Here is an 18,968-nt window from a genome sequence, read left to right as displayed (position 1 = left end):
TTCCCGTCACCCTTTTCGCTTTATCTTGCGCTGTTTTCTGGTGCAGCGCGAAGGGCCCCCCGGCTGCCGCAGCCGGGGCGCCCTTCGCGGATGGGGGATCAGGGAGTGGTGCAGGCGGCCTGCGGGGCGGTCGGCGGGGTCGCGTACCAGTTGTTGAGCTGCTGGGTGGTGGCGACGGAGCCGCGCAGGATGCCGTGGAAGTCCTCGCTCTCGACACCGGTGGCGACGAAGATCCGCTCCGGGGAGCGGCCGATCATCAGCAGCGAGTAGGTGCCGGCGATCGCCGTGGTGGAGTAGTTGTTCAGGAACAGGTAGTTCTGGTTGAAGTCGGGGTTGTACAGCGGCGTGCGCATGGTCGGCTGGAGCAGCGTGACCTGCATGTCGGGTGCGATGATCACCACGACCGGCAGCTGGTCGGTGCTGAGCTGGTTCTCCGGCGCCAGGTCCGGCACGCCGAAGCCCACGTTCAGCTGCTGACCGGCCTGCATGGTCAGCTGCGCGGCGCGGTCCGCGCCGATCTGCGGCAGCGTCCCCAGCCACCCGATCGGGTCGGTGCCGACCGGAATCTGCGGAGAGGTCTGCGGCAGGGTGTTGCAGGAGTTCAGCACCACCGGTGTGTGGGCGGTGGCCGGCGCCGCGAAGGCGACCAGCGTGGCCGTCGCGGTGGCGGCCAGGGTGAGCATGCGGCGGATCCGTCCCATGGTTGTCCCGTCTCTCGTCATTGTCGCCCAGTTGGACGAGCAGCATTCTGGTCAGCACGCCAAGGGGCTGGCCTCTCCTGAATTGCTTTGATTGCCAAGCGCATTGAGCAATTCCGAAGTCGTCGCCCGGTCGGACACGTGCTTACCATGACCGCGACGATGGGCAGCTCGTGCTGACGTACCGTCAGCTGTACTGCTCTCCTGTGACGTGAGGAGGCTGCGTGTCTGCAGAACCCCAGGAACGCATCCGTGCCGACGTGTGTGTGATCGGCTCGGGTGTGGTGGGCCTGATCAACGCGATCGCGATGGCCAAGCGTGGGCTGTCCGTCGTCTGCGTCGACCAGCCCACCGAGAAGCAGCTGGCCAGCTACAAGGTCGGCGAGTCCCTGCTGATCTACTCCAACTCCTTCCTGCGCGTGCTGGGCGAGTTGGACGACTCGCTCAACAAGTCCTTCCACAAGGAGGGCTTCTGGATGGCGCACGGGATGGAGGGCCGGACCAGTTTCGACGAGTCGGTCTCGGAGTGGGGCTTCGAGAGCGGACTGCCGCAGCGGTGGATCGACAAGGCCGAGAACCCGATGTTCCCGCGGGTCATGTTCCAGGACGCCCAGATCGTCCGGCCCGAGATCGAGGCCGAACTGCGCGACCGCGCCCGCGGCATGGACGGGCTGACCATGGTCGACCGCGGCCTGGTCCGGGACGTCGAACTGGGTGAGGACGGCGCCGACCACCGGCTGACCTGGGTCTCGCGCGACAGGAGCGAGAGCGGCGAGATCGACGCCCGCTGGATCGTCGACTGCTCCGGCAACGCCCGGCTGCTCGCCCGCCGCTTCGGCCATGACCTGCCGCTCGACGACGAGTTCAGCACCACCGCGGCCTGGGGGCAGTTCGCCGACTGCACCGACGACCTCTTCGACGAGCGCTGGACGTACCGCTTCCCGGACGGCGACGTGGCCCGCCGGGACCGCAACACCCTGCACCTGTGGGGGGACGGCTACTGGATCTGGATCATCCGGCTGAACGGTGACCGGGTCAGCGTCGGCGTCACCTACCGCCGCAGCCGGCAGCCCGAGGAGGGCAACGCCCGCGAGGTGTTCTGGAAGATCATCCGCCGCTACCCGGTGCTGGACTGGATCAAGGAGGAGAACCTCCTGGAGTTCAGCGCCTACAAGGACGTCCAGCACTGTACCGACACCTTCGTCTCGCCCCGCCGTTACGCCATGGTCGGCGACGCCTCGTCGATCATCGACGCGTACTACAGCCAGGGCATCTCGCTCTCCATGACCACCTCCTGGCACATCGCCAACATCGCCCAGGAGGACGTCCGGCACGGGCATCTGGACACCGACTACCTGAACCACGTGAACCGGGCCGTCACCGCCGACTGGCGGATCATGCGCTCGATGGTCAAGTCCAAGTACAGCGGCGCCGTCGCGGACAGCCGGTTCTTCATCCTGGACCACCTCCTCGACCTCACCGTGTTCGGAGCCGCGATGCTCGGTCGCTTCCGCGCCTCCCGGTGGCTGTTGGAGACCGGCGGCCGGAGCAGCGACGAGGGGCCGGAGCAGGCCGCGCTGCGCACCGGACTGAGCCGTCGGCTGTACCTGTCGCAGTCCGCGCCCTGGCACCACCTCGACCCGCACCTGGTGGCCGGCGCAGTGGAGGCCTGGCACCGTGGCTTGGAGCGCCGGGCCAGGTGGCGGTTGGAGAACGGCGAGGACCTCCCGGCGACCAAGGCCGGCATGCGCGCCTACGCGGCGCTGCCCGGCGTCTGGCGCCTCGCCTACCTGAATCGGCTGCCCAAGGCCGACCTCACCCTTCGAGCGGTCCGTGAGCCGGAGTTCACCTCGGTCCGGGGCACCGAGCACCGTCCGCCGGTGATGGCCGTCTCCGGCAGCCTGCTGCTCGTGCTGGTCGGTGCGGGAACGCTGTTCGACGTCGCCGACACCAATGTGCGCAAGCTCAAGAAGTTCGCCAGGACCCTCCGGCAGCGCCGGAGGGTCAAGCGGTGACGTCGGTGGGGCCTTCGTCCGCCTGGGACCTGGGCCGCGTCCCGGACCAGTCCGGGCGGCTGGCGGTGGTGACCGGCGCCAACAGCGGGATCGGCTGGGTGACGGCGCTCGAACTCGCCCGCCGGGGCGCGAGCGTCGTCCTGGCCTGCCGCAGTGCCGCGCGCGGTGCGGACGCCCTGGCCCGGTTGCGCGAGGAGGCGCCGGCCGCCCGGTTCGAGCTGCGGACGCTGGACCTCGCCGACCTGGGTTCGGTGCGGGCCTTCGCCGAAGGACTGGAGCACGACCGGGTCGACCTGCTGGTCAACAACGCCGGGCTCGCCATGGTCCCCTTCGCGCGCACCGCCGACGGCTTCGAGACGCACCTGGGCGTCAACCACCTCGGTCCCTTCGCGCTCACCGGCCTGCTCCTGCCCCGGCTGCTCCGAGCGCGGGAGCCGAGGGTGGTGACCGTCAGCAGCGAGGCGCAGCGAGTGACCCGGTTCAGGCTGGAGCGGCTCGGAGCCGAGCGCCGCTATCGGGCGTTCACCGCGTACCTGCTGTCGAAGCGGGCCAACCTGTACTTCGGGATGGAGCTCCAGCGCCGGGCCGACGATTCCGCGGCCGCGCTGCGCAGCTTCGTGGTGGCGCCGGGACTGACCCGCTCGAACGTGCTCGCCTCCGAGGAGCACACCGGTCAGGGCGGGCTGTACGGCGAACTGCTGCCCCGGCTGGCCCGCCTGCTCGCCAAGCCGACCGCCGACGGCGCCCTGACCTCCGTGTACGCGGCGACCGAACCGGAGTTGCCGGGCGGCAGCTATGTGGTGCCCGGCGGACCGCTTCAGCAGCGCGGTGCGCCGGTGGCCAGACGCGAACCGGCGATGCGCGACCGCGCGACGGCGGGCCGGCTCTGGGAGCTCTCGGAACGGCTGACCGGTGTGACGTTCCGGTTCGGGTCGACGGGCGGATAGCTCGCCGTCGACCGTTGGGGCGTAGGCCGGTTGACGCGGCGACACGATCGGCCGGACGGCCGGCAATGGGCTCGCGCAAAAAACTCAACGCTTGTATATTTTTCCCAGGCTGCTCTCGCACGGGCCCAGCTACCGCCTGTAGATCCGGAGGTCCCATGGCACTCGAATCGCGCACCGGCCCAGCCGCGGCAGCGGCGGACCCAGGCCCGTCGGCGGTCAGCCGTCCGGGTATCGCCCTGCTGGTCCTCGCCGCGGCCCAGTTGATGGTCGCCCTCGACGGCACCATCGTGAACATCGCCCTCCCGAGCATGCAGACCTCGCTCGGGATGTCCGGAGACAGCCTGGCCTGGATCGTCAAGAGCTACGCCCTCGCCTTCGGCGGGCTCATGCTCCTCGGCGGGCGGGCCGGCGACCTGTTCGGCCGCCGGCGGGTCTTCCGGACCGGCATCGTCGTCTTCGCCCTCGCCTCACTGCTCGGCGGGGTCGCACCCGACTCCGCCGTGCTGATCGCCGCCCGGTCGCTGCAGGGCCTCGGCGCCGCCGTCGCCGCGCCGACCGCACTCGCGCTCATCACCACGACCTTCGCCGAGGGCAAGGAGCGCAACCGGGCGATGGGCGTCTACGGCGCCATGGCCGGGCTCGGATCGACCGTCGGACTCCTGCTCGGCGGCGTCCTCACCGAGTACCTCAGCTGGCGCTGGGTGATGTTCATCAACATCCCGATCGGCCTCGCCGTACTCTTCGGCACCTCGGTCCTGCGCGAGGCCGACCGCAGCAGCGGCCGGCTGGACGTCCCGGGCGCCGTCACCGGTACCGCCGGCCTGCTGGCCCTGGTGTACGCCATCACCCGTGCCGGGCAGGACGGTTGGACGGACGGACCCACCCTCGGCTGCTTCGCCGCGGCGGCCGTACTGCTCGCGGTCTTCCTGGTCATCCAGACCCGTGGCAGCCACCCGCTGCTGCCGCTGCGGGTGCTGAGGAACCGCAACCGGGCGGGGGCCTACGCCACGATGTTCCTGGTCGGCGCAGGCATGTTCGCCACCTTCTACTTCCTGACGCTCTACATGCAGCTGGTCCTCGGCTACAGCGCGGTCCGGACCGGCCTGGCCTACCTGCCCTTCAGTATCGGAGTGGGCGCGACGGCGGCCGTCGCCTCCAAACTGGTCGCCAGGCTCCCGCTGCGGACGCTCGCCGTGCCCGGCATGGCGATCAGCGCGGTGGGCATGTACTGGTTCAGCACGCTGACCCCGGACTCCTCCTACGTCACCCATCTGATGCCGGCGATGTTCGTGACGGCGGTCGGCCTGGCCGCCACCTTCGTCCCGATGACCCTCGGTGCGCTCAGCGGGGTCGACGAAGGAGACTCGGGCAGCGCGTCGGCGCTGCTGAACACCGGTCAGCAGATCGGCGGCGCCCTAGGCCTCGCCGTGCTGACCACGATCGCCACCACCGCCGCGAACAACCGGCTGCCGCAGGCCGACGCGACCTACTTCCGTGCCCTGAAGACGCACGACTTCGGGCTGCTGGCACGGGCCGTGGACGCCATGACTCACGGCTACGGTGCGGGGCTCGCCGTGGGCGCCCTGGTGTTCGTCACCGCCATGCTGATCGCCGGCTTCGCGGTCACCACCGGGCCGCAGGCGGCGGGCGAGGACGCCAAGCCCGTCCACGCGGGGTGACCTGGGCGTCCGTCGATTCGACTGCACCGGGCCGCTGGTTCGGTCCGGTACAGTCGAATCGTCCGAACGGAGGAGATGAGCCCCTTGACAAGCGTCGATCCCGGCCCCGTGACCGCCGAGTCGGCCGCGGACCGGCCCCGCCGAGGCCCCAAGGGGGAGCGCACCCGCAGGCGGATCCTGCTGGCGGCCCGCAAGGAGTTCGGGCGGTACGGCTATGAGCGGGCCACAATCCGCGGCATCGCCCTGGCGGCAGAGGTCGACAAGTCCTCGGTGATCCAGTACTTCGGTACCAAGCAGAACCTCTTCCGCGAGTCCGTGTACTGGCACATCCCGATCGACGAACTCAGCGACCCGGACCCGGTGCGTTCGGCCGAGAACTACCTGCACGGCATGCTCCGCAGCTGGGCGGCCGACCCGGACAGCCCGATGGCGGTGCTGCTGCGGGCGAGCATGACGAGCGAGGAAGCCGCCGAGCTGACCCGCGAACACCTCACCACCGAGGCCGTCGACCGGATCGCCGCCCAGCTGGACGGTCCGGACGCACGGTTGCGGGCCTCCGTCTTCGCCTCCGTGCTGATGGGTATCGCGGTACAGCGTTACCTTCTGCGCATGCCGGACCTGGCCGAGGTCCCGCTGGAGGACGTGGAACGCGTGGCGATGCCGCTCCTGCGCGGACTGGTCGCTCCGGACCGCTGAGCGGGGCAATCCGGAAGTCGCCGTCGGCGAACCGGATTTCCGGCATCAGACGGGGGCGGTTGCCCGCTCCCGACCCGCCGCCCGGATAGGTAGTCTGGTTACTCATGAAGGCAGATGCGCTGAGAGGGAACCTGGAAGGGATGCTGCTGTCGGTCCTGGAGCCGGGCGAGCTGCATGGCTATGCGGTCATCGAGGAGCTCAAGCGGCGCAGCGGAGGCGCGATAAACCTCCCGACCGGCACGGTCTATCCTGCTCTGCACCGGCTGGAAGCCGCCGGCCTGGTCGGCAGCGAGTGGTCCCGGAGCAGCGGCAGGCGTCGACGCAACTACTACCTCACGCCCGGCGGGCACCGTGAACTGGCCAGCAAGCGGCATGACTGGCAGGAGTTCTCGTCGGTCGTCTCAGGTGTTCTAGGGGGATGAGCGTGTCGCAATCGGCGGTGTTACAGGGCTACACCGACCGCCTGGCCGAGGAGTTGGTCGGTACCTACTCGAGGCGCAGCGCGATCATCGAGGAGGTGATGGACGGGCTGGAGTGCGCCGCCGAGGAGAACCTCGCGGGGAGCTCCGGGCCCGAGGAGGCCGCACGGCGCGCGGTGGAGGAGTGGGGACCGCCCAACGAGGTGGCGTCGGCGTACAACGACGCGACCCTCCGGATCAGCTCTCAGCGACTGTCCCGGACGGCGGTCCGGGTCGTTCCGCTGCTCGCCGCCACGTGGGCCTCCGCACTGCTCGGCGGGCCGGCGGGCCCGTGGGAGCACCACCCGCCCGCCCTGCTGACGGGCCTGGCGCTGCTGGCGTTCGGTACCGTGCTCAGCCTGGCCGGCGCGATCTCGGGCCTGAGCACCGGCCGGGGCATGCGCGCGGCCGCCGCCCCGAGGGGCGAGACGCCCGCCGCGGGGACGCTCGCCGCGATCCTCGGTCTGCTCTGCGCGCTGCTCGCGCTGGTCGGCCTGCTGCTCAATCGGGGCCTCAGCCACCCGGAGTCACTCGACTGGCCCGCGGTCTCCGTTCCCGCGGTGATCACCGTTCTGGCCGCCGGCTACTTCGTCCGCTCCCTGAAGTCCTTCGTGTCCGTCCTGCGGGCTGTCGGCCGGCAGTAGGGCCGCGCCCCGTTCCATTCCGATGACCCGCACCCGTCGGCCCCCGCGGGGGCCGACGGGTGCGGGTCATTCTGATGTCCGTCCTCGCCTGCGTCAAAGGCGAGTTGACGCTTTGTCCCACCGAACTCGCTGCTCTTGCTTCCCAGTTGTGTGAGCGTTAGCTTACCTTCTATAAGTAGCGTGGCTACAGCATAGTGTCCCTACAGGAGGTTCGGTCCGTGGAGCGCATGACGCGTTGGGTGCTGGCCCACCGATGGCCGGTGGCCTTCCTATGGGTGGTGCTCACCCTTGTCGGCGGGGCGATGACCAGCAGCACCATCAAGAAGTTGAGCTTCGAATCGCGCCTGCCGGACAAGCCCGCCCAGGTGGCGAACGACGCCCTGGCGCACCGCTTCGCCGGCACCGGAGGCAAGAACGCTCCGTTGCTGCTGGTGGTGACCGTGCCGAGTGACAGGACCGTCGACACTCCGGCCGTGCGCGAGGAATGGGACGCGTTCGTCGCCAAGGTGACGCCGAAGGGCGGACGCAGCGTGGCCTACGCGGCGGGCGGTGACGAGGCGCTGCTGTCCCAGGACAAACGGACCACCGTCGCCCTGGTGTATCCGCCGGCCAACTACACCAACGACCCGTACTCCGAGTCCCTTCCGGCGATCAAGAAGACCGTTGAGCAGACGAAGATCGCCGGCGCCCAGGTCGAGCTGACCGGCCAGCCGGTGCTCTCCGGGCGGGACAGCGGAGCCAAGCGCAGCCCGATCGTCGAGACCCTGATCGGTGGTCTGGGTGCGCTGGTGGTCCTGGCGCTGGTCTTCGCCAGTGGTCTGGCGCTCCTGCCGCTGGTGATCGCGGCGGTGGCGATCCCCACGACCTTCCTGCTGGTGCGCGGCGTGACCGGCCTCACCGATGTGTCCTTCATCGTGCAGTACCTGGTGTCGCTGATCGGCCTCGGTGTCGCCATCGACTACGCGCTGCTGGTCGTCACCCGCTGGCGCGAGGAACGGAACCGGCCCGGTGTCGACCGGGCCGATCCCGAGGCGCGCAAGGAGGCGATCGTCCGGTCCATCGCGACCGCGGGTCGGGCGGTCGCGCTCAGCGGCGCAACCGTGGCCGTCTCGCTGGCCGCGCTCGTCGTCCTCCCGGTGCCGTTCCTGCGCAGCGTCGGCTACGCGGGACTGCTAATCCCCCTGGTGAGCGTCGCCGTCGCGCTCACGCTGCTGCCGGTCCTGCTCTACTCCTGGGGTGACCGCCTCGACCGCCCGCGCCGTCAGCACCGGCCGGACAGCAGGATGTGGGGCGCCATCGCCCGCGTCACCACCCGGCGTCCGGTCCTGATCGCCCTGGTGAGTGGCGTGGTGCTGCTCGCGCTCGCCGCCCCGGTGCTCTCCCTGCGCCTCGGCAGCCCGGCGACCGCGACCCTGGCGAAGGGCGGACAGCCCGCGGCGACCTTCCAACGGGTCGTCGACGCCGGTCTCGGCGAGGGGATCGCCCGTCCCGTCGAGGTGCTCGTCCCGGACGCCGGCGCGACGGCCGTGAGCGAGAAGCTCCGCGGCATCGACGGCGTGGCGGGCACGCTCGCCCCGACGGACTGGGCGCGCGGCGGCGACCGCATCGTCGAGGTGTGGACCAGCAAGGATCCTTCGAGCGCCGCCGGCAGCGACGTGGTGACCAAGGTGACGGACACCGCACGGCGGACCCCGGGCGTCCTCGCGGGCGGCGGGCCGGCCCAGGAGTCCGACTTCATCGACGCGGTCTACGGATCGACGGGTCTCATCGTGCTCTTCGTGGGCCTGCTCACCTTCGTCGTGCTGGCGCGGACGCTGCGGTCGGTGGTGCTGCCGCTGAAGGCGCTGGTGCTCAACGCCCTGTCGACCTGCGCGGCCTACGGCGTGGTGGTCCTCGTCTGGCAGAAGGGCTACGGCAGTGAGCTGTTGTTCAACACCCCGGCCATCGGTGCCGTGACCATCTGGATCCCCATGACGGTCTTCGCGTTCCTGTTCGGACTGTCGATGGACTACGAGGTCTTCATCCTGCACCGGATCAGGGAGACCCACCTGGAGCTCAAGGCCAAGGGCGTGCGCGACACCGTGGCGCCCTCCGTCGTCACCGGCATCAGCCGGACCGGACGGCTCGTCACCTCGGCCGCGCTCATCCTGTTCCTGGCCTTCACCGCACTGGCCAGCATCCCGATCACGGACGTGAAGGTGTTCGCGACCGCGCTGGCGGCGGGCATCATCGTCGACGCCACGGTGGTCCGAGGGCTCCTCACCCCGGCACTGGTCACCCTGCTCGGGCGGTCCAGCTGGTGGTTCCCCCGCGCCCTCGGACGGGTGCTCGTCACCCGTGACCCGGATGTGGGTACCGAGGTGAGGGTCCCGCGGCCGGTCGGGCCCAGGGCGGCCGAGGCGGAGACGGCATCGGCGACGGTCTCCCCGACCCGGTCCGGGCGGGACTGATCCATGAGCCGCCGCGCCTAGCCGGGTGCGGCGGCTCACCCGCGCTTTCTCGCGCCTTCATCGGTATCTGCCACGGTGGTTCCGCGGGTCCGGCCCACCGCCTCCGACCCGAGACCGGACAACCTTGAAAGGAATCGTCTGTGTCCACACAGATTCCTCGCTATGACGTGGTGATCCTCGGGTCAGGCATCGCGGGATCCACCCTGGGCGCCGTGCTCGCCAGGAACGGGGTCAAGGTCCTGCTCGCCGATGCGGGCACCCACCCGCGGTTCGCCGTGGGGGAGTCCATGATCCCGCAGCTCGTCGCGTGGCTGCAGGTGATCGCCGAGCGGTACGACGTCCCCGAGCTGGATGCGTTGACCGACGCGACGACGATCAACGAGAAGGTGAGCAACACCTTCGGCCGCAAGCGGCACTTCGGCTTCATGCTGCACCGTCCGGGACAGGAGCCGGACCCTGCGCAGGCCCACCAGTTCGTCATACCCGACGCGTTGACCTCCGCGAGCCATCTGTTCCGGCAGGACAGCGATGCCTATCTGTTCCGGGTGGCGGTCGGCCACGGATGCGAGACGCGTCAGCAGTGGCGCGTCGCCGAGGTCGACCTCGACGACGACGGGGTCACCCTGACCGGGGTCGACGGGTACGAGGTCCGGGCCCGGTACCTGGTGGATGCCAGTGGCTTCCGCTCGCCGCTCGCCGACAAGCTGGACCTGCGGGAGCAGCCGGCGCGGTTCAAGCACCACTCGCGCTCGCTGTTCACCCACATGATCGGGGTGCGCCCGTTCGACGACGTGGTGGGCGGGCCCGCGGAGAGCCGGCCGCCGGTCCGCTGGCACGAGGGGACGATGCACCACCTCTTCGACCGCGGCTGGTTCTGGATCATCCCGTTCGACAACCACGAGCTGTCCCGCAACCCGGTGTGCAGCGTGGGCGTCACCCTGGACGAGCGGCGCTACCCCAAGCCCGAGGACATCGGCCCGGACGAGGAGTTCGCCCGGCTGCTCAGCCGGTTCCCGGCGGTGGCGCGGCAGTTCGAGGGAGCCGGGAAGGTTCGCGAGTGGGTCTCCACGGACCGGCTCCAGTACTCGTCCCGGAAGACGGTGGGCGCGCGCTGGTGCCTGATGTCGCACGCCGCCGGGTTCCTGGACCCGCTCTACTCGCGCGGGATGTCCAACACCTTCGAGGTCATCCACGCACTCGTCCCCCGGCTGCTGGAGGCGCTCGCCGACGACGACTTCGCCGAGGAACGCTTCAGCTACGTCGAGGAGTTGGAGCAGGGCCTGCTGGACTACAATGACCAGTTGGTCAACTGCTCGTTCATCGCCTTCTCGCACTTCCGGCTCTGGGACGCGGTCTTCCGGGTCTGGGGCAGCGGGAACACCCCGGGGACGCTGCGGGTGAACAACGCCCTGCGCGCCTTCAAGGCCGATCGGGATCCCGAGGTCTTCAGCGCGCTGGAGAAGGCCCCCTTCACCGGACTGTGGTGGCCCGACAGCGAGTCCTTCAAAGCGCTTCTCGACGGCACGGTGCGGGCCTGCGAGCAGTACGAGGCGCAGCAGATCGACGGTGACACGGCGGCCGACCGGATCCTCGACCTCATCAGGGGTTCGGAGGCGGTGAACCCCGGGTTCGGGTGGAAGGACACCGACGTTCGGTTCATCCATCCGGGACGCGCCGAGATGGCGGGCTTCCTGGAGTGGGCGGCCGCGTCGCCACTGCCGGAGCTGAGCAGCATGGGGCGGGACGCCTTGAGCGCGCTGCGCAAGGCCGCCGCCGGCGCGCCGGGGCGGGCCGAGCGGTGAGCGGCGCGGACGAGCAGGAGGCCAACAAGGCCCTCGCGCGGTACTGGTTCCGGGAGGGGTGGTGCCGGGGGAACCTGGCGGTGGCGGACGAGATCTTCGCCCCGGATTTCGAGATCGGCGGCCGGCGGGTGGGCCCCGAGGGCCCCAAGCGCAGCGTGCTGCAGCGGCATTCCGCGTTCGCTGACCTCACCGTCGAGGTCGGCCACCAGGTCGCGGAGGGGCAGTGGGTGGCGACGTGGTTCACCACGCGGGCCAGGCACGTGGGGGAGTACGCGGGAGTGGCGCCCACCGGACGCGTGGTGACCTCGGAGGGCATGCAACTGTGGCGCGTCGAGAGCGGTCTGGTCAGGGAGGACCGGAACGTGTTCGACCTCTGGCGGATCGTGTCCCAACTCAGGGCGTCCGACGGAGCGGCGACTGAATGAATCGCGGTGGCTCAGGAGCCGGTGTGGACGACGTTCTTCTCGTAGGCGAAGATGACGGCGTGCACCCGGTTCCGGAGCCCCAACTTCTCCATCAGCCGCTGGATATGGGATTTCACGGTGCTCTGGCTGAGGGTGAGCGCGGCGGATATCTCGGCATTGCTGTAACCGCGTGCCACCAGGTGGAAGACCTCGGCCTCCCTGGTGGTGAGCTCTCCCAGCGGGGAGGTCGGTCTTCCCTCACTCCCCGCGGGGATGAGCATCGAGCGGCCCGTGGCGATGAGGCGGACCGCCGCGGCGAGCTCCTCCGAGCTGCTGTGGCTCGACAGCAGCCCCCTGACGCCGGCCTCGATGACCCGGTTCGCATCGTCGACGTTGTCGAGCAGGACCAGGATGTTGGGCGGCGGGACACGAGGGGGGACGTCGGAGAGCGCGAGGATGCTCTCGATGGTCTCGGAGGCCTGGGCGTGGGTGTTGACGACGACGACGTCCGGCCGGAGATCCCGGTAACTCTCCCGCGCGGCCCTGCCGTCCCTGGCACCGGCCTCCACATGGAGATCCGGATAGTCCTCGAAAATGGTCCGCAGCCCCGTCAGGGATATGTGATGCGAATCGACGAGCAGAATCCTGGTACGTGCCGAACCTGGCATGGTGTCCCCTAGCAAGGCAATTGGGTCGACGCAACAAGAGATTATGCTTGCCGGTGAGAACGGTGTCTTCTCCCTTATTGCTGCGTCAACCGTCCCGGTGCCAGGTCGGCGAGCAAGGCGAACGCGCCTACCGCCGTGACGGTCCGCAGCACGTTGTACCTCTCCCATCGCCGCAGGATCCGCGCGTGGTCGGCGGGCGCCTCGGTCACCGCCCAGGTCTTGATCCGGGCGTTGATCGGTACGTTGCCGAACCGGGTGATCGCGAACGATGCCGCGGTCAGCAGGCCGGCCCCGAGGGCGCGCCGCCGCTCCGGTCCGTGGGTCAGCCGGGCGAGGGACAGTGAGCTCAGCGTCGAGACCGTCATCGCGCCGACCATGACCGGGGAGTTCATGCGCATCAGCCGCGCATGGAACGTCAACCGCATGTCGAGCGGAACAGCCCTGAAGGTGGGCGTGAGGTTGACGGCGCCGTAGCCGAAGGCGCCGGCGAGCAGGCCGGTGGACGTCAGGGTCACACTCTTGAGAAGTCGAACTCGCATGGCCTGTACCTTCGTTGAGTCGTTCCGCAGCAGGCGGCCCGGGTGACGCGGATGCGCCGCCCCGGACCGGTCGTCTGCCTGACGAAACATCAACCTACCGCTGCACCACGCGGAACGACGCGGAACACCGGGCAGAGCGGGGCGGCCGCCGCGAAGGCCTCGGGGGACGGTGAGGCGACCAGGCCGTTGCGGACGAAGGCGTCGGCCCCCCTGGGATTCTGGCGCGGGAACTCCCGGAGCACGGGGCCTCGTTCCGCTTCTGGGAGCTCCACCAGGTCCACCCGCTGGGCACGGCGTCCACGGGTGAGCACGCCCTGGCCCGCGGCGCGCGCGTTCTTCACCCAGTCGGAGTTCGGATAGGCCTGGAGGATGTAGCGGGCCCCGTCGATGGTCACCGGGGCCACCGGGGTGGTGCGCGGGAGGCCGCTCTTGCGGCCCGGAACGGTCAACAGGTGCATCGGGCCGAAGGGCAGGCCGATACGGTGGAAGAAGATGACGAGCCGGTTTCGCACCTTGTTCTTCGGCGGGATCGTGCGCCGAGTGGTCATGGGTTCGTCCTCATTCGCGAGTGGCCGACCGTGGGCGGAGTGATGAACTCCCGGCCATGCTAGTCGTCTTGCGCCGAGCAGGGGGTCAGACCTTGTGGACGCGCCGGACCATTTTCCGGACCAGGGACCGGGGCATGACACGCATCAGCGGGAGCCGGATGCGGTACCCCGTGCCGGGCACCACGGAGGCGCGGCCGGCCGCCACCGCCTCCAGCGCCGGCCCGGCCACCTCCTCCGGGGTGAGCCGGCGGATCTTGGGCAGGGTCTCGACCGGGACGCCCGCCGCGGCGTGGAAGCCCGAGTCGGTCAGGCCGGTGTGGACGGTCGTGATGTGGACCCCGAGGTGGCCGACCTCCATGGCGAGGCTCTCGCCCAGCGAGTTGAGGAACGACTTGGACGCCGCGTAGGTGGCCGAGCGGGGCCTCGGCATCACCGCCGAGATGGAGGAGATGTTGACGATGCCTCCGGCCCGGCGCTCGATCATGCCGGGGAGGCAGGCGCGGGTCAGCCGCAGCGGCACGGTGGCGTTCAGCGTCAGGGTGTGCAGTTCGCGCTCCAGCGGCAGTTCGGCGAAATAGCCGGAGCCGCTGGATCCCGCGTTGTTCACGAGCAGGTCGATCGGGCGGTCCGGGTCCGCCAGCCGCTGCTCGGCGGCCGCCAACTGGTCCTCCTCGGTGAGGTCGAGCGGCATCACCTCGACGGTGACGGCGTTGGCGGACTGCAGCTCGTCCGCCAACTGTTTGAGGAGGTCGCCCCTGCGGGCGATGAGGACCAGGTCGACGCCCTGCCGGGCGAGCAGTCGGGCGAAGCCCTCGCCGATGCCGCTGGAGGCCCCGGTGACCATCGCCGTGCGGTACGGAAAGCTTTGCATGGCATTCCTCGAATCTGTCCGTAGCCGGATATGGCTGCCAATCAGGCTATCCGTCGGACCGGGAGCCGACCAGCGGTTCGCGGGCCCGTTTTATCCCGGCTTAACGGGGGATTCATCGCGCACTGGTGGAATAGATTCGAGGTGCAGCGTCGGAATTCTTTGCCATGGCCCGGAATTCTGTGGCGCCGCCCGAAAGTCCCCCCGTCCGCCCCGGTTGAATCGGCTGGTATTGCTGCCATGAATTCACCTGCACAAACGAGAGACCCGCGGCTCGTCGCCCCCGGCGATTCGGCGCGGCCCAGGCTCGACTCGCTCACCGGTCTGCGCTGGTTCGCCGCGCTCGCCGTCTTCGTGACCCACGTCGGCGTCCTGCTGCCCGTTCCACACCTGCGCGGCCTCTTCGCACTCGGCTCGTCGGGCGTCACGTTCTTCTTCGTGCTCTCGGGCTTCGTCCTGACCTGGACCTACGACCCAGGCGACCGGGTCGGCGGCTTCTACGGCCGAAGGTTCGCCAGGATCTGGCCGATGCTGGTCATCGGTGTTCTGCTGCCGCTCCTCCTGCAGCTCCCGGACGCCCCGAAGGGGCAGACCCGCACGCTGGTCCTGATCGCGATCTCCGCGGTCCTCGTGTACCAGGCGTGGATACCGAACTGGATCCTGGGCGGCACCACCCCGGTGACCTGGTCGGTGTCGTGCGAGGCGTTCTTCTACGCCCTCTTCCCCTTCCTGGTGCGGTTCGCGCTGCGCCGCAGCCGCGCCTGGCTCGCCTGGGCGGCCGTGCTGCTGGTGGTGGTCGGCTGGGGCATCAGGGCATGGCTGTGGGCGGCCTACCCGCCGGTCGCCCGCCCGCGCTTCACCGGTATGGAGGGGCTGATCTTCGGCACCTACTCGCCGATCGCGCGGCTGTGGGAGTTCCTGCTCGGTGTCGTGGCCGCCGCCGCGATCCGCCGCGGTTGGCGTTCGCCGCTGTCCGTCCCCGTGTCCACCACGGTGCTGGCCGCGGGGATGGCGGTGCTCTGGCTGCTGCGCGGTGAGGTCTGGCGGCACTTCGTCGCCTTCGACGTGCTCGGCCAGGCCACCGCGCCGCTGTACGCCCTGCTGGTGGTGTCGGTGGCGACCCGGGATCTGGCGGGTGGTTCCTCCTGGCTGGGGAGCAAGCCCCTGATCGCGCTCGGCGAGTGGTCGTACGCCTTCTACCTGTTGCATTTCACCGTGCTGTACGAGATCTCCTCGTCCGTCTTCGACCGGAAGGACCTGGCCTCGTTCTACCTGCGGCCGGTCAGGGCGAGCTGGTCGAACGGCGGCTGGGCGCTCCTCGCCGTGGTCGTGACCGTGGCGGCTTCGGGCTTGCTGTACCTGGCCTTCGAGCGTCCTGCCGAGCGCTGGCTCCGGGCTCGGATCGGCCGACGGGGGACGTCGAGCTCCTCCGCCTTCGACAACAAGCCTCAGGTACAGGGAGGGTGACGGTATGACCGCGCTGGACGACCCGTATGACGTCATGTTCGTCGGATGGTCCTTCATCCGGAGCAGGCTCGTGACGGCCGCGCTCGACCTAGGGGTGTTCACCGCGCTCGGCGACGCCTCGCTGAGCGCGGAGGACCTTCGTGCGCAGCTCGGCCTGCACCCCAGGGGAAGCCGCGACTTCTTCGACGCGCTGACCGCGCTCGGCCTGCTGGTCCGGGAGGGCGGCCGCTATCGCAACAGCCCCGCGGCGGCCCGGCACCTGGTGCCGGGGCAGGAGGCGTTCGTCGGCGGCTTCCTGCGGATGACGACCGAACTGATGGGCACCGGGCACGACGCCCTCCTCGGGCTGCTGCGCACCGGGAACGCCCGGGACCAGAACGCGAGCGGTGAGGTCCCGTTCACCCGGATCTTCCATGACCAGGCCCGACTGCGGCTGTTCCTGTCGGCCATGGACGGCTTCAACGGGGCCGTGGCCGAGGGTCTGGCCAAGGAGTTCGACTGGTCGCGCCACCGGACGTTCAGCGACGTGGGCGGAGCGCGCGGGAACCTGGCGGCGCGGCTCGCCGTCGCGCATCCGGGTCTCACCGGAACCGTGCTCGACCGCCCGGCCATGGAGCCGTACTTCGACGAGCTCGTGGCCGGGCACGGGGTCTGCGACCGGGTGCGCTTCCGCGGCGGTGACTTCTTCGTCGACGAGCTGCCGCCGGCGGATGTCGTGATCCTCGGCAGCGTGCTGCACGACTGGCCGGCGGAGCGGCGCGACCACCTGCTCACCAAGGCGTTCGACGCCGTCAACGACGGCGGCGCGCTGATCGTCTACGACACCATGGTCGACGACGAGCGGACGCAGGCGGACAACCTGACGCTCAGTCTCATCATGATGCTCCAGTCGGCGACCGCCACCGGGTTCTCGCCGGCGGAGTGCGCCTCCTGGATGACGGACGCGGGCTTCACGGTGGAACGCTCCATCACGCTGCCCGCGCACACGACCGCGGTGGTCGGTCGCAAGAACGCTCGCTGAACCAGCACCGCCCTTCCGCCCCCGGGACCTGTCCCGGGGGCGCGCCCTTGCGCCCGCCCGGCACCGCCCGGCAGTCCGTCCGCCCGGCCGGCCCCGCACGACGGAGCAGGCCGGATGCTGGGGGTCAGCATCCGGCCTGCTCCGGGAACGGACGGGGATCAGTGCGGCAGAGCCATCTCGTCCCGGGAGGCCTCTGGTGCGGGCAGCGGGCGGCCCTGGACGTCGACGCCCGTGGTGAGGTAGCGCAGTTCCTCGGGCCCCTCGTGCGCCAGCCAGCGGGCCATCCGCCGCAGGTCGTCGGGTTGCGGGTAGACGAACCGGGTGGCCGGGTCGCGCAGGCCGAGGTGGTCGAGGACCACCGGGGACTCCTGGACGGCCTTCATCAGCTCCAGGCCCGCGTCGGCGGCGGTCCGCTCACCCCGGTCCACGGCCTCGCAGACCCGGACCATCGACTCGAACAGCGCCTGGTAGCCGTCCGAGCCCGGAACCGGGCTGCCCGGGTACGCCGCCTCCTCCATCCTGCGCAGCACGGCGTCGTCACCGGCCGCCGTGAAGCGCTCCGTGAACCGGTCGAAGCGCAGGTTGATCGGCACCTCGGCGGCGCACCAGATCCGATAGACCGCGTTCCACAGCGCGTGGTCGGAGAAGGAGATGAAGGAGCAGTTGACGAGCTCGTCGTTGTACCGGACCAGCCCGCGCTGGAGCTCGTCCACGTAGGCGAAGCGCTCCTCGCTGAAGTCGTCCTCGGCGAGTGCCTCCAGCAGGCGCCAGGCCAGGGAGTTGATCACCTCGCCGGTGTTGGTGAGACCGCGCGAGTAGAGCGGGTCGATGAAGCCGGCGGCGTGCGACATCAGACACCACCGGTGGCCCACGGTCCGGCTGGAGCTGTACTGGATACGGCCGGCGGACACCCAGGGACGAACGGTGCGGGCCTGGGAGAAGAGCCGGTCGACCGCGGGGAACCGGGCGGCGAACTCCCGGAACTCCTGCTCGGGGCTGACGTCCTCGCGCTTCGGGTAGAGCCGCTCGTCCAGCGTGAGGCCCACGCTGATCAACGGATTCCTGGATCCGGCCCCGTTGTTGAACGGGATCGACCAGAACCAGCCGCGCTCGAACAGGTGGTGCATGGTGCCCTCCACCCAGGGAATGGGCGGGGCGTCCTCGGGCCCCACCCGCAGGCACTCGTCGGTGGGCCGCACGCTGATCATGTGGGTGAACATCGAGCGGGAGTGGTGCTTGAGCGCGTCCGGCTCCTCGCGCAGCCCGAGGTGCTGCGCGATCGGGGAGCGGAAGCCGCTGGCGTCCACCAGGTACCGCCCCTCGTAGCGCTCCCCGTTCCGACCGACGACCGCGACGTGGTCGTCCGCGAGTTCGACGTCATCGACCATGAAGGCCTGGAGCGCGTCGCAGCCGTACCGGACGGCGGCGTGGAAGAGGTAGGCGTCGGTGTCCTGCCGGAACAGGTGACTGGTCTGCAGCACCTTCGACGGCGGACTGAACTGGAGGAACTCCGCGGGGTCCGGTTCCTTCCCCTCCTCGTGGCGGATGAAGCCGAAGTGGCGCTTGGTCCCGCTGGTCGGGGCGATCTCGTCCCGGCACCCCTCGTACGACGTCAGGGGTTCGAGCTCGGGCACCCCGTAGCGGCGTGCCAGCAGCCGGAACAACTTGAGGGTGTAGAGCGTGGTCGACTCACCGACGGCGAACCGGGGATGCGTCCCACCGTCGAGGAGCAGCACCGAGACGCCCTGCTTCGCCAGGATCGCGCCCAGGGTCGAACCGGCGATCCCCGAGCCGAGGATGATCACATCGTGACGACGGGGTGCGCCGGGCCTCAGGCTGCGCTTGGCGCCGGGCGGCTGTCCGGGCATGGGTTCCTCCGTGTGAAGTGTGTGTCAGGACCGGAGCGGTAGAAGGACGGCCGGGGGGGCAGGGTGCGCCCCGAGGCCCCCCCCCCACACTCGGGAGGCGATCGCTCCCCCCCCCCCCCACGCCCCCCCCCTCCGCCCGCACCGCCACACCCACCCTTCCCCCCCCCCCCACCCCCCCCCCTCCCCCCCCCCACCC

The 18,968-nt window shown here is 70.1% G+C and carries 16 protein-coding genes and 2 pseudogenes; 12 read left to right on the top strand and 6 right to left on the bottom strand.

What is annotated here, in order from left to right; all coding sequences use genetic code 11:
* Positions 1-98 precede the first annotated feature (98 nt).
* Positions 99-683: a hypothetical protein gene (locus ACFQ87_RS26415; RefSeq protein ID WP_380613298.1), complete on the bottom strand. Its 585-nt coding sequence runs from the start codon at positions 681-683 to the stop codon at positions 99-101.
* Between the two features lie 239 nt (positions 684-922).
* Here ACFQ87_RS26415 and ACFQ87_RS26410 point away from each other — a divergent pair, with 239 nt between their 5' ends.
* From ACFQ87_RS26410 to ACFQ87_RS26370, 9 genes are all read left to right on the top strand, one after another.
* Positions 923-2,713, top strand: coding sequence for an NAD(P)/FAD-dependent oxidoreductase (locus ACFQ87_RS26410; protein WP_380613297.1), 1,791 nt, complete (start codon positions 923-925; stop codon positions 2,711-2,713).
* On the top strand, positions 2,710-3,660 hold the full coding sequence (locus ACFQ87_RS26405; protein ID WP_380613296.1) for an oxidoreductase: 951 nt from the start codon (positions 2,710-2,712) through the stop codon (positions 3,658-3,660). The genes ACFQ87_RS26410 and ACFQ87_RS26405 overlap by 4 nt, the downstream gene beginning before the upstream one ends.
* A gap of 155 nt (positions 3,661-3,815) precedes the next feature.
* On the top strand, positions 3,816-5,339 hold the full coding sequence (locus ACFQ87_RS26400; protein WP_380613295.1) for an MFS transporter: 1,524 nt from the start codon (positions 3,816-3,818) through the stop codon (positions 5,337-5,339).
* Between the two features lie 75 nt (positions 5,340-5,414).
* Positions 5,415-6,035 (top strand): TetR family transcriptional regulator, encoded by a 621-nt coding sequence (locus ACFQ87_RS26395; protein ID WP_380613293.1) that lies wholly within the window; start codon positions 5,415-5,417, stop codon positions 6,033-6,035.
* Positions 6,036-6,139: 104 nt separating this feature from the next.
* Complete coding sequence (locus tag ACFQ87_RS26390; RefSeq protein ID WP_380613292.1) at positions 6,140-6,457, top strand: PadR family transcriptional regulator; 318 nt, start codon at positions 6,140-6,142, stop codon at positions 6,455-6,457.
* Positions 6,454-7,137: a permease prefix domain 1-containing protein gene (locus ACFQ87_RS26385; RefSeq protein ID WP_380613290.1), complete on the top strand. Its 684-nt coding sequence runs from the start codon at positions 6,454-6,456 to the stop codon at positions 7,135-7,137. Before ACFQ87_RS26390 ends, ACFQ87_RS26385 begins: the two co-directional genes overlap by 4 nt.
* A gap of 227 nt (positions 7,138-7,364) precedes the next feature.
* On the top strand, positions 7,365-9,587 hold the full coding sequence (locus ACFQ87_RS26380; RefSeq protein WP_380613307.1) for an MMPL family transporter: 2,223 nt from the start codon (positions 7,365-7,367) through the stop codon (positions 9,585-9,587).
* Positions 9,588-9,727: 140 nt separating this feature from the next.
* Entirely contained in the window at positions 9,728-11,389 is a 1,662-nt protein-coding gene (locus ACFQ87_RS26375) for an NAD(P)/FAD-dependent oxidoreductase (protein WP_380613289.1), read from the top strand.
* Positions 11,386-11,814, top strand: a complete 429-nt coding sequence (locus tag ACFQ87_RS26370) for an ester cyclase (protein WP_380613288.1) — start codon at positions 11,386-11,388, stop codon at positions 11,812-11,814. The genes ACFQ87_RS26375 and ACFQ87_RS26370 overlap by 4 nt, the downstream gene beginning before the upstream one ends.
* 11 nt (positions 11,815-11,825) lie before the next feature.
* Here ACFQ87_RS26370 and ACFQ87_RS26365 read toward each other — a convergent pair whose 3' ends face one another.
* The 4 genes from ACFQ87_RS26365 to ACFQ87_RS26350 form a co-directional block, all read right to left on the bottom strand.
* Positions 11,826-12,476, bottom strand: a complete 651-nt coding sequence (locus ACFQ87_RS26365) for a response regulator transcription factor (RefSeq protein ID WP_380613286.1) — start codon at positions 12,474-12,476, stop codon at positions 11,826-11,828.
* Between the two features lie 59 nt (positions 12,477-12,535).
* Positions 12,536-13,000 carry an anthrone oxygenase family protein gene (locus tag ACFQ87_RS26360; protein ID WP_380613285.1) on the bottom strand — a complete coding sequence of 155 codons (465 nt, stop codon included), beginning with the start codon at positions 12,998-13,000 and terminating at the stop codon, positions 12,536-12,538.
* A gap of 89 nt (positions 13,001-13,089) precedes the next feature.
* Positions 13,090-13,548, bottom strand: coding sequence for a nitroreductase family deazaflavin-dependent oxidoreductase (locus ACFQ87_RS26355; RefSeq protein ID WP_380613283.1), 459 nt, complete (start codon positions 13,546-13,548; stop codon positions 13,090-13,092).
* Between the two features lie 85 nt (positions 13,549-13,633).
* A complete protein-coding gene (locus ACFQ87_RS26350; protein WP_380613281.1) occupies positions 13,634-14,419 on the bottom strand; it encodes an SDR family NAD(P)-dependent oxidoreductase in 786 nt (261 codons plus the stop codon).
* A 237-nt stretch (positions 14,420-14,656) separates the two neighbouring features.
* On the opposite strand from ACFQ87_RS26350, the gene ACFQ87_RS26345 reads away from it, so the two are divergent.
* The 3 genes and pseudogenes from ACFQ87_RS26345 to ACFQ87_RS26335 all read left to right on the top strand — a co-directional run.
* Complete coding sequence (locus tag ACFQ87_RS26345; protein WP_380613279.1) at positions 14,657-15,883, top strand: acyltransferase family protein; 1,227 nt, start codon at positions 14,657-14,659, stop codon at positions 15,881-15,883.
* A gap of 4 nt (positions 15,884-15,887) precedes the next feature.
* Positions 15,888-16,139 (top strand): annotated as a pseudogene (locus tag ACFQ87_RS26340) (methyltransferase dimerization domain-containing protein); the annotation flags it as partial.
* A gap of 132 nt (positions 16,140-16,271) precedes the next feature.
* A pseudogene (locus tag ACFQ87_RS26335) lies at positions 16,272-16,904 on the top strand (methyltransferase); the annotation flags it as partial.
* A gap of 158 nt (positions 16,905-17,062) precedes the next feature.
* On the opposite strand, the gene ACFQ87_RS26330 reads toward ACFQ87_RS26335, so the two are convergent.
* On the bottom strand, positions 17,063-18,772 hold the full coding sequence (locus ACFQ87_RS26330; RefSeq protein ID WP_380613277.1) for an NAD(P)/FAD-dependent oxidoreductase: 1,710 nt from the start codon (positions 18,770-18,772) through the stop codon (positions 17,063-17,065).
* Positions 18,773-18,968 lie beyond the last annotated feature (196 nt).

Source organism: Kitasatospora sp. NPDC056531 (assembly GCF_042794375.1).
Classification (GTDB): Bacteria; Actinomycetota; Actinomycetes; order Streptomycetales; family Streptomycetaceae; genus Kitasatospora.
Note: the sequence above shows the minus strand (reverse complement) of the source record. Positions and strands in the feature narration are given on the sequence as shown.

Excerpts from the sequence above, each read along its gene's own strand:
- ACFQ87_RS26415 (WP_380613298.1), bottom strand. The coding sequence starts at position 683 with ATGCTCACCCTGGCCGCCACCGCGACGGCCACGCTGGTCGCCTTCGCG.
- ACFQ87_RS26400 (WP_380613295.1), top strand. The coding sequence starts at position 3,816 with ATGGCACTCGAATCGCGCACCGGCCCAGCCGCGGCAGCGGCGGACCCA.
- ACFQ87_RS26395 (WP_380613293.1), top strand. The coding sequence starts at position 5,415 with ATGAGCCCCTTGACAAGCGTCGATCCCGGCCCCGTGACCGCCGAGTCG.
- ACFQ87_RS26390 (WP_380613292.1), top strand. The coding sequence starts at position 6,140 with ATGAAGGCAGATGCGCTGAGAGGGAACCTGGAAGGGATGCTGCTGTCG.
- ACFQ87_RS26385 (WP_380613290.1), top strand. The coding sequence starts at position 6,454 with ATGAGCGTGTCGCAATCGGCGGTGTTACAGGGCTACACCGACCGCCTG.
- ACFQ87_RS26380 (WP_380613307.1), top strand. The coding sequence starts at position 7,365 with ATGACGCGTTGGGTGCTGGCCCACCGATGGCCGGTGGCCTTCCTATGG.
- ACFQ87_RS26360 (WP_380613285.1), bottom strand. The coding sequence starts at position 13,000 with ATGCGAGTTCGACTTCTCAAGAGTGTGACCCTGACGTCCACCGGCCTG.
- ACFQ87_RS26355 (WP_380613283.1), bottom strand. The coding sequence starts at position 13,548 with ATGACCACTCGGCGCACGATCCCGCCGAAGAACAAGGTGCGAAACCGG.
- ACFQ87_RS26350 (WP_380613281.1), bottom strand. The coding sequence starts at position 14,419 with ATGCAAAGCTTTCCGTACCGCACGGCGATGGTCACCGGGGCCTCCAGC.
- ACFQ87_RS26345 (WP_380613279.1), top strand. The coding sequence starts at position 14,657 with ATGAATTCACCTGCACAAACGAGAGACCCGCGGCTCGTCGCCCCCGGC.
- ACFQ87_RS26330 (WP_380613277.1), bottom strand. The coding sequence starts at position 18,772 with ATGCCCGGACAGCCGCCCGGCGCCAAGCGCAGCCTGAGGCCCGGCGCA.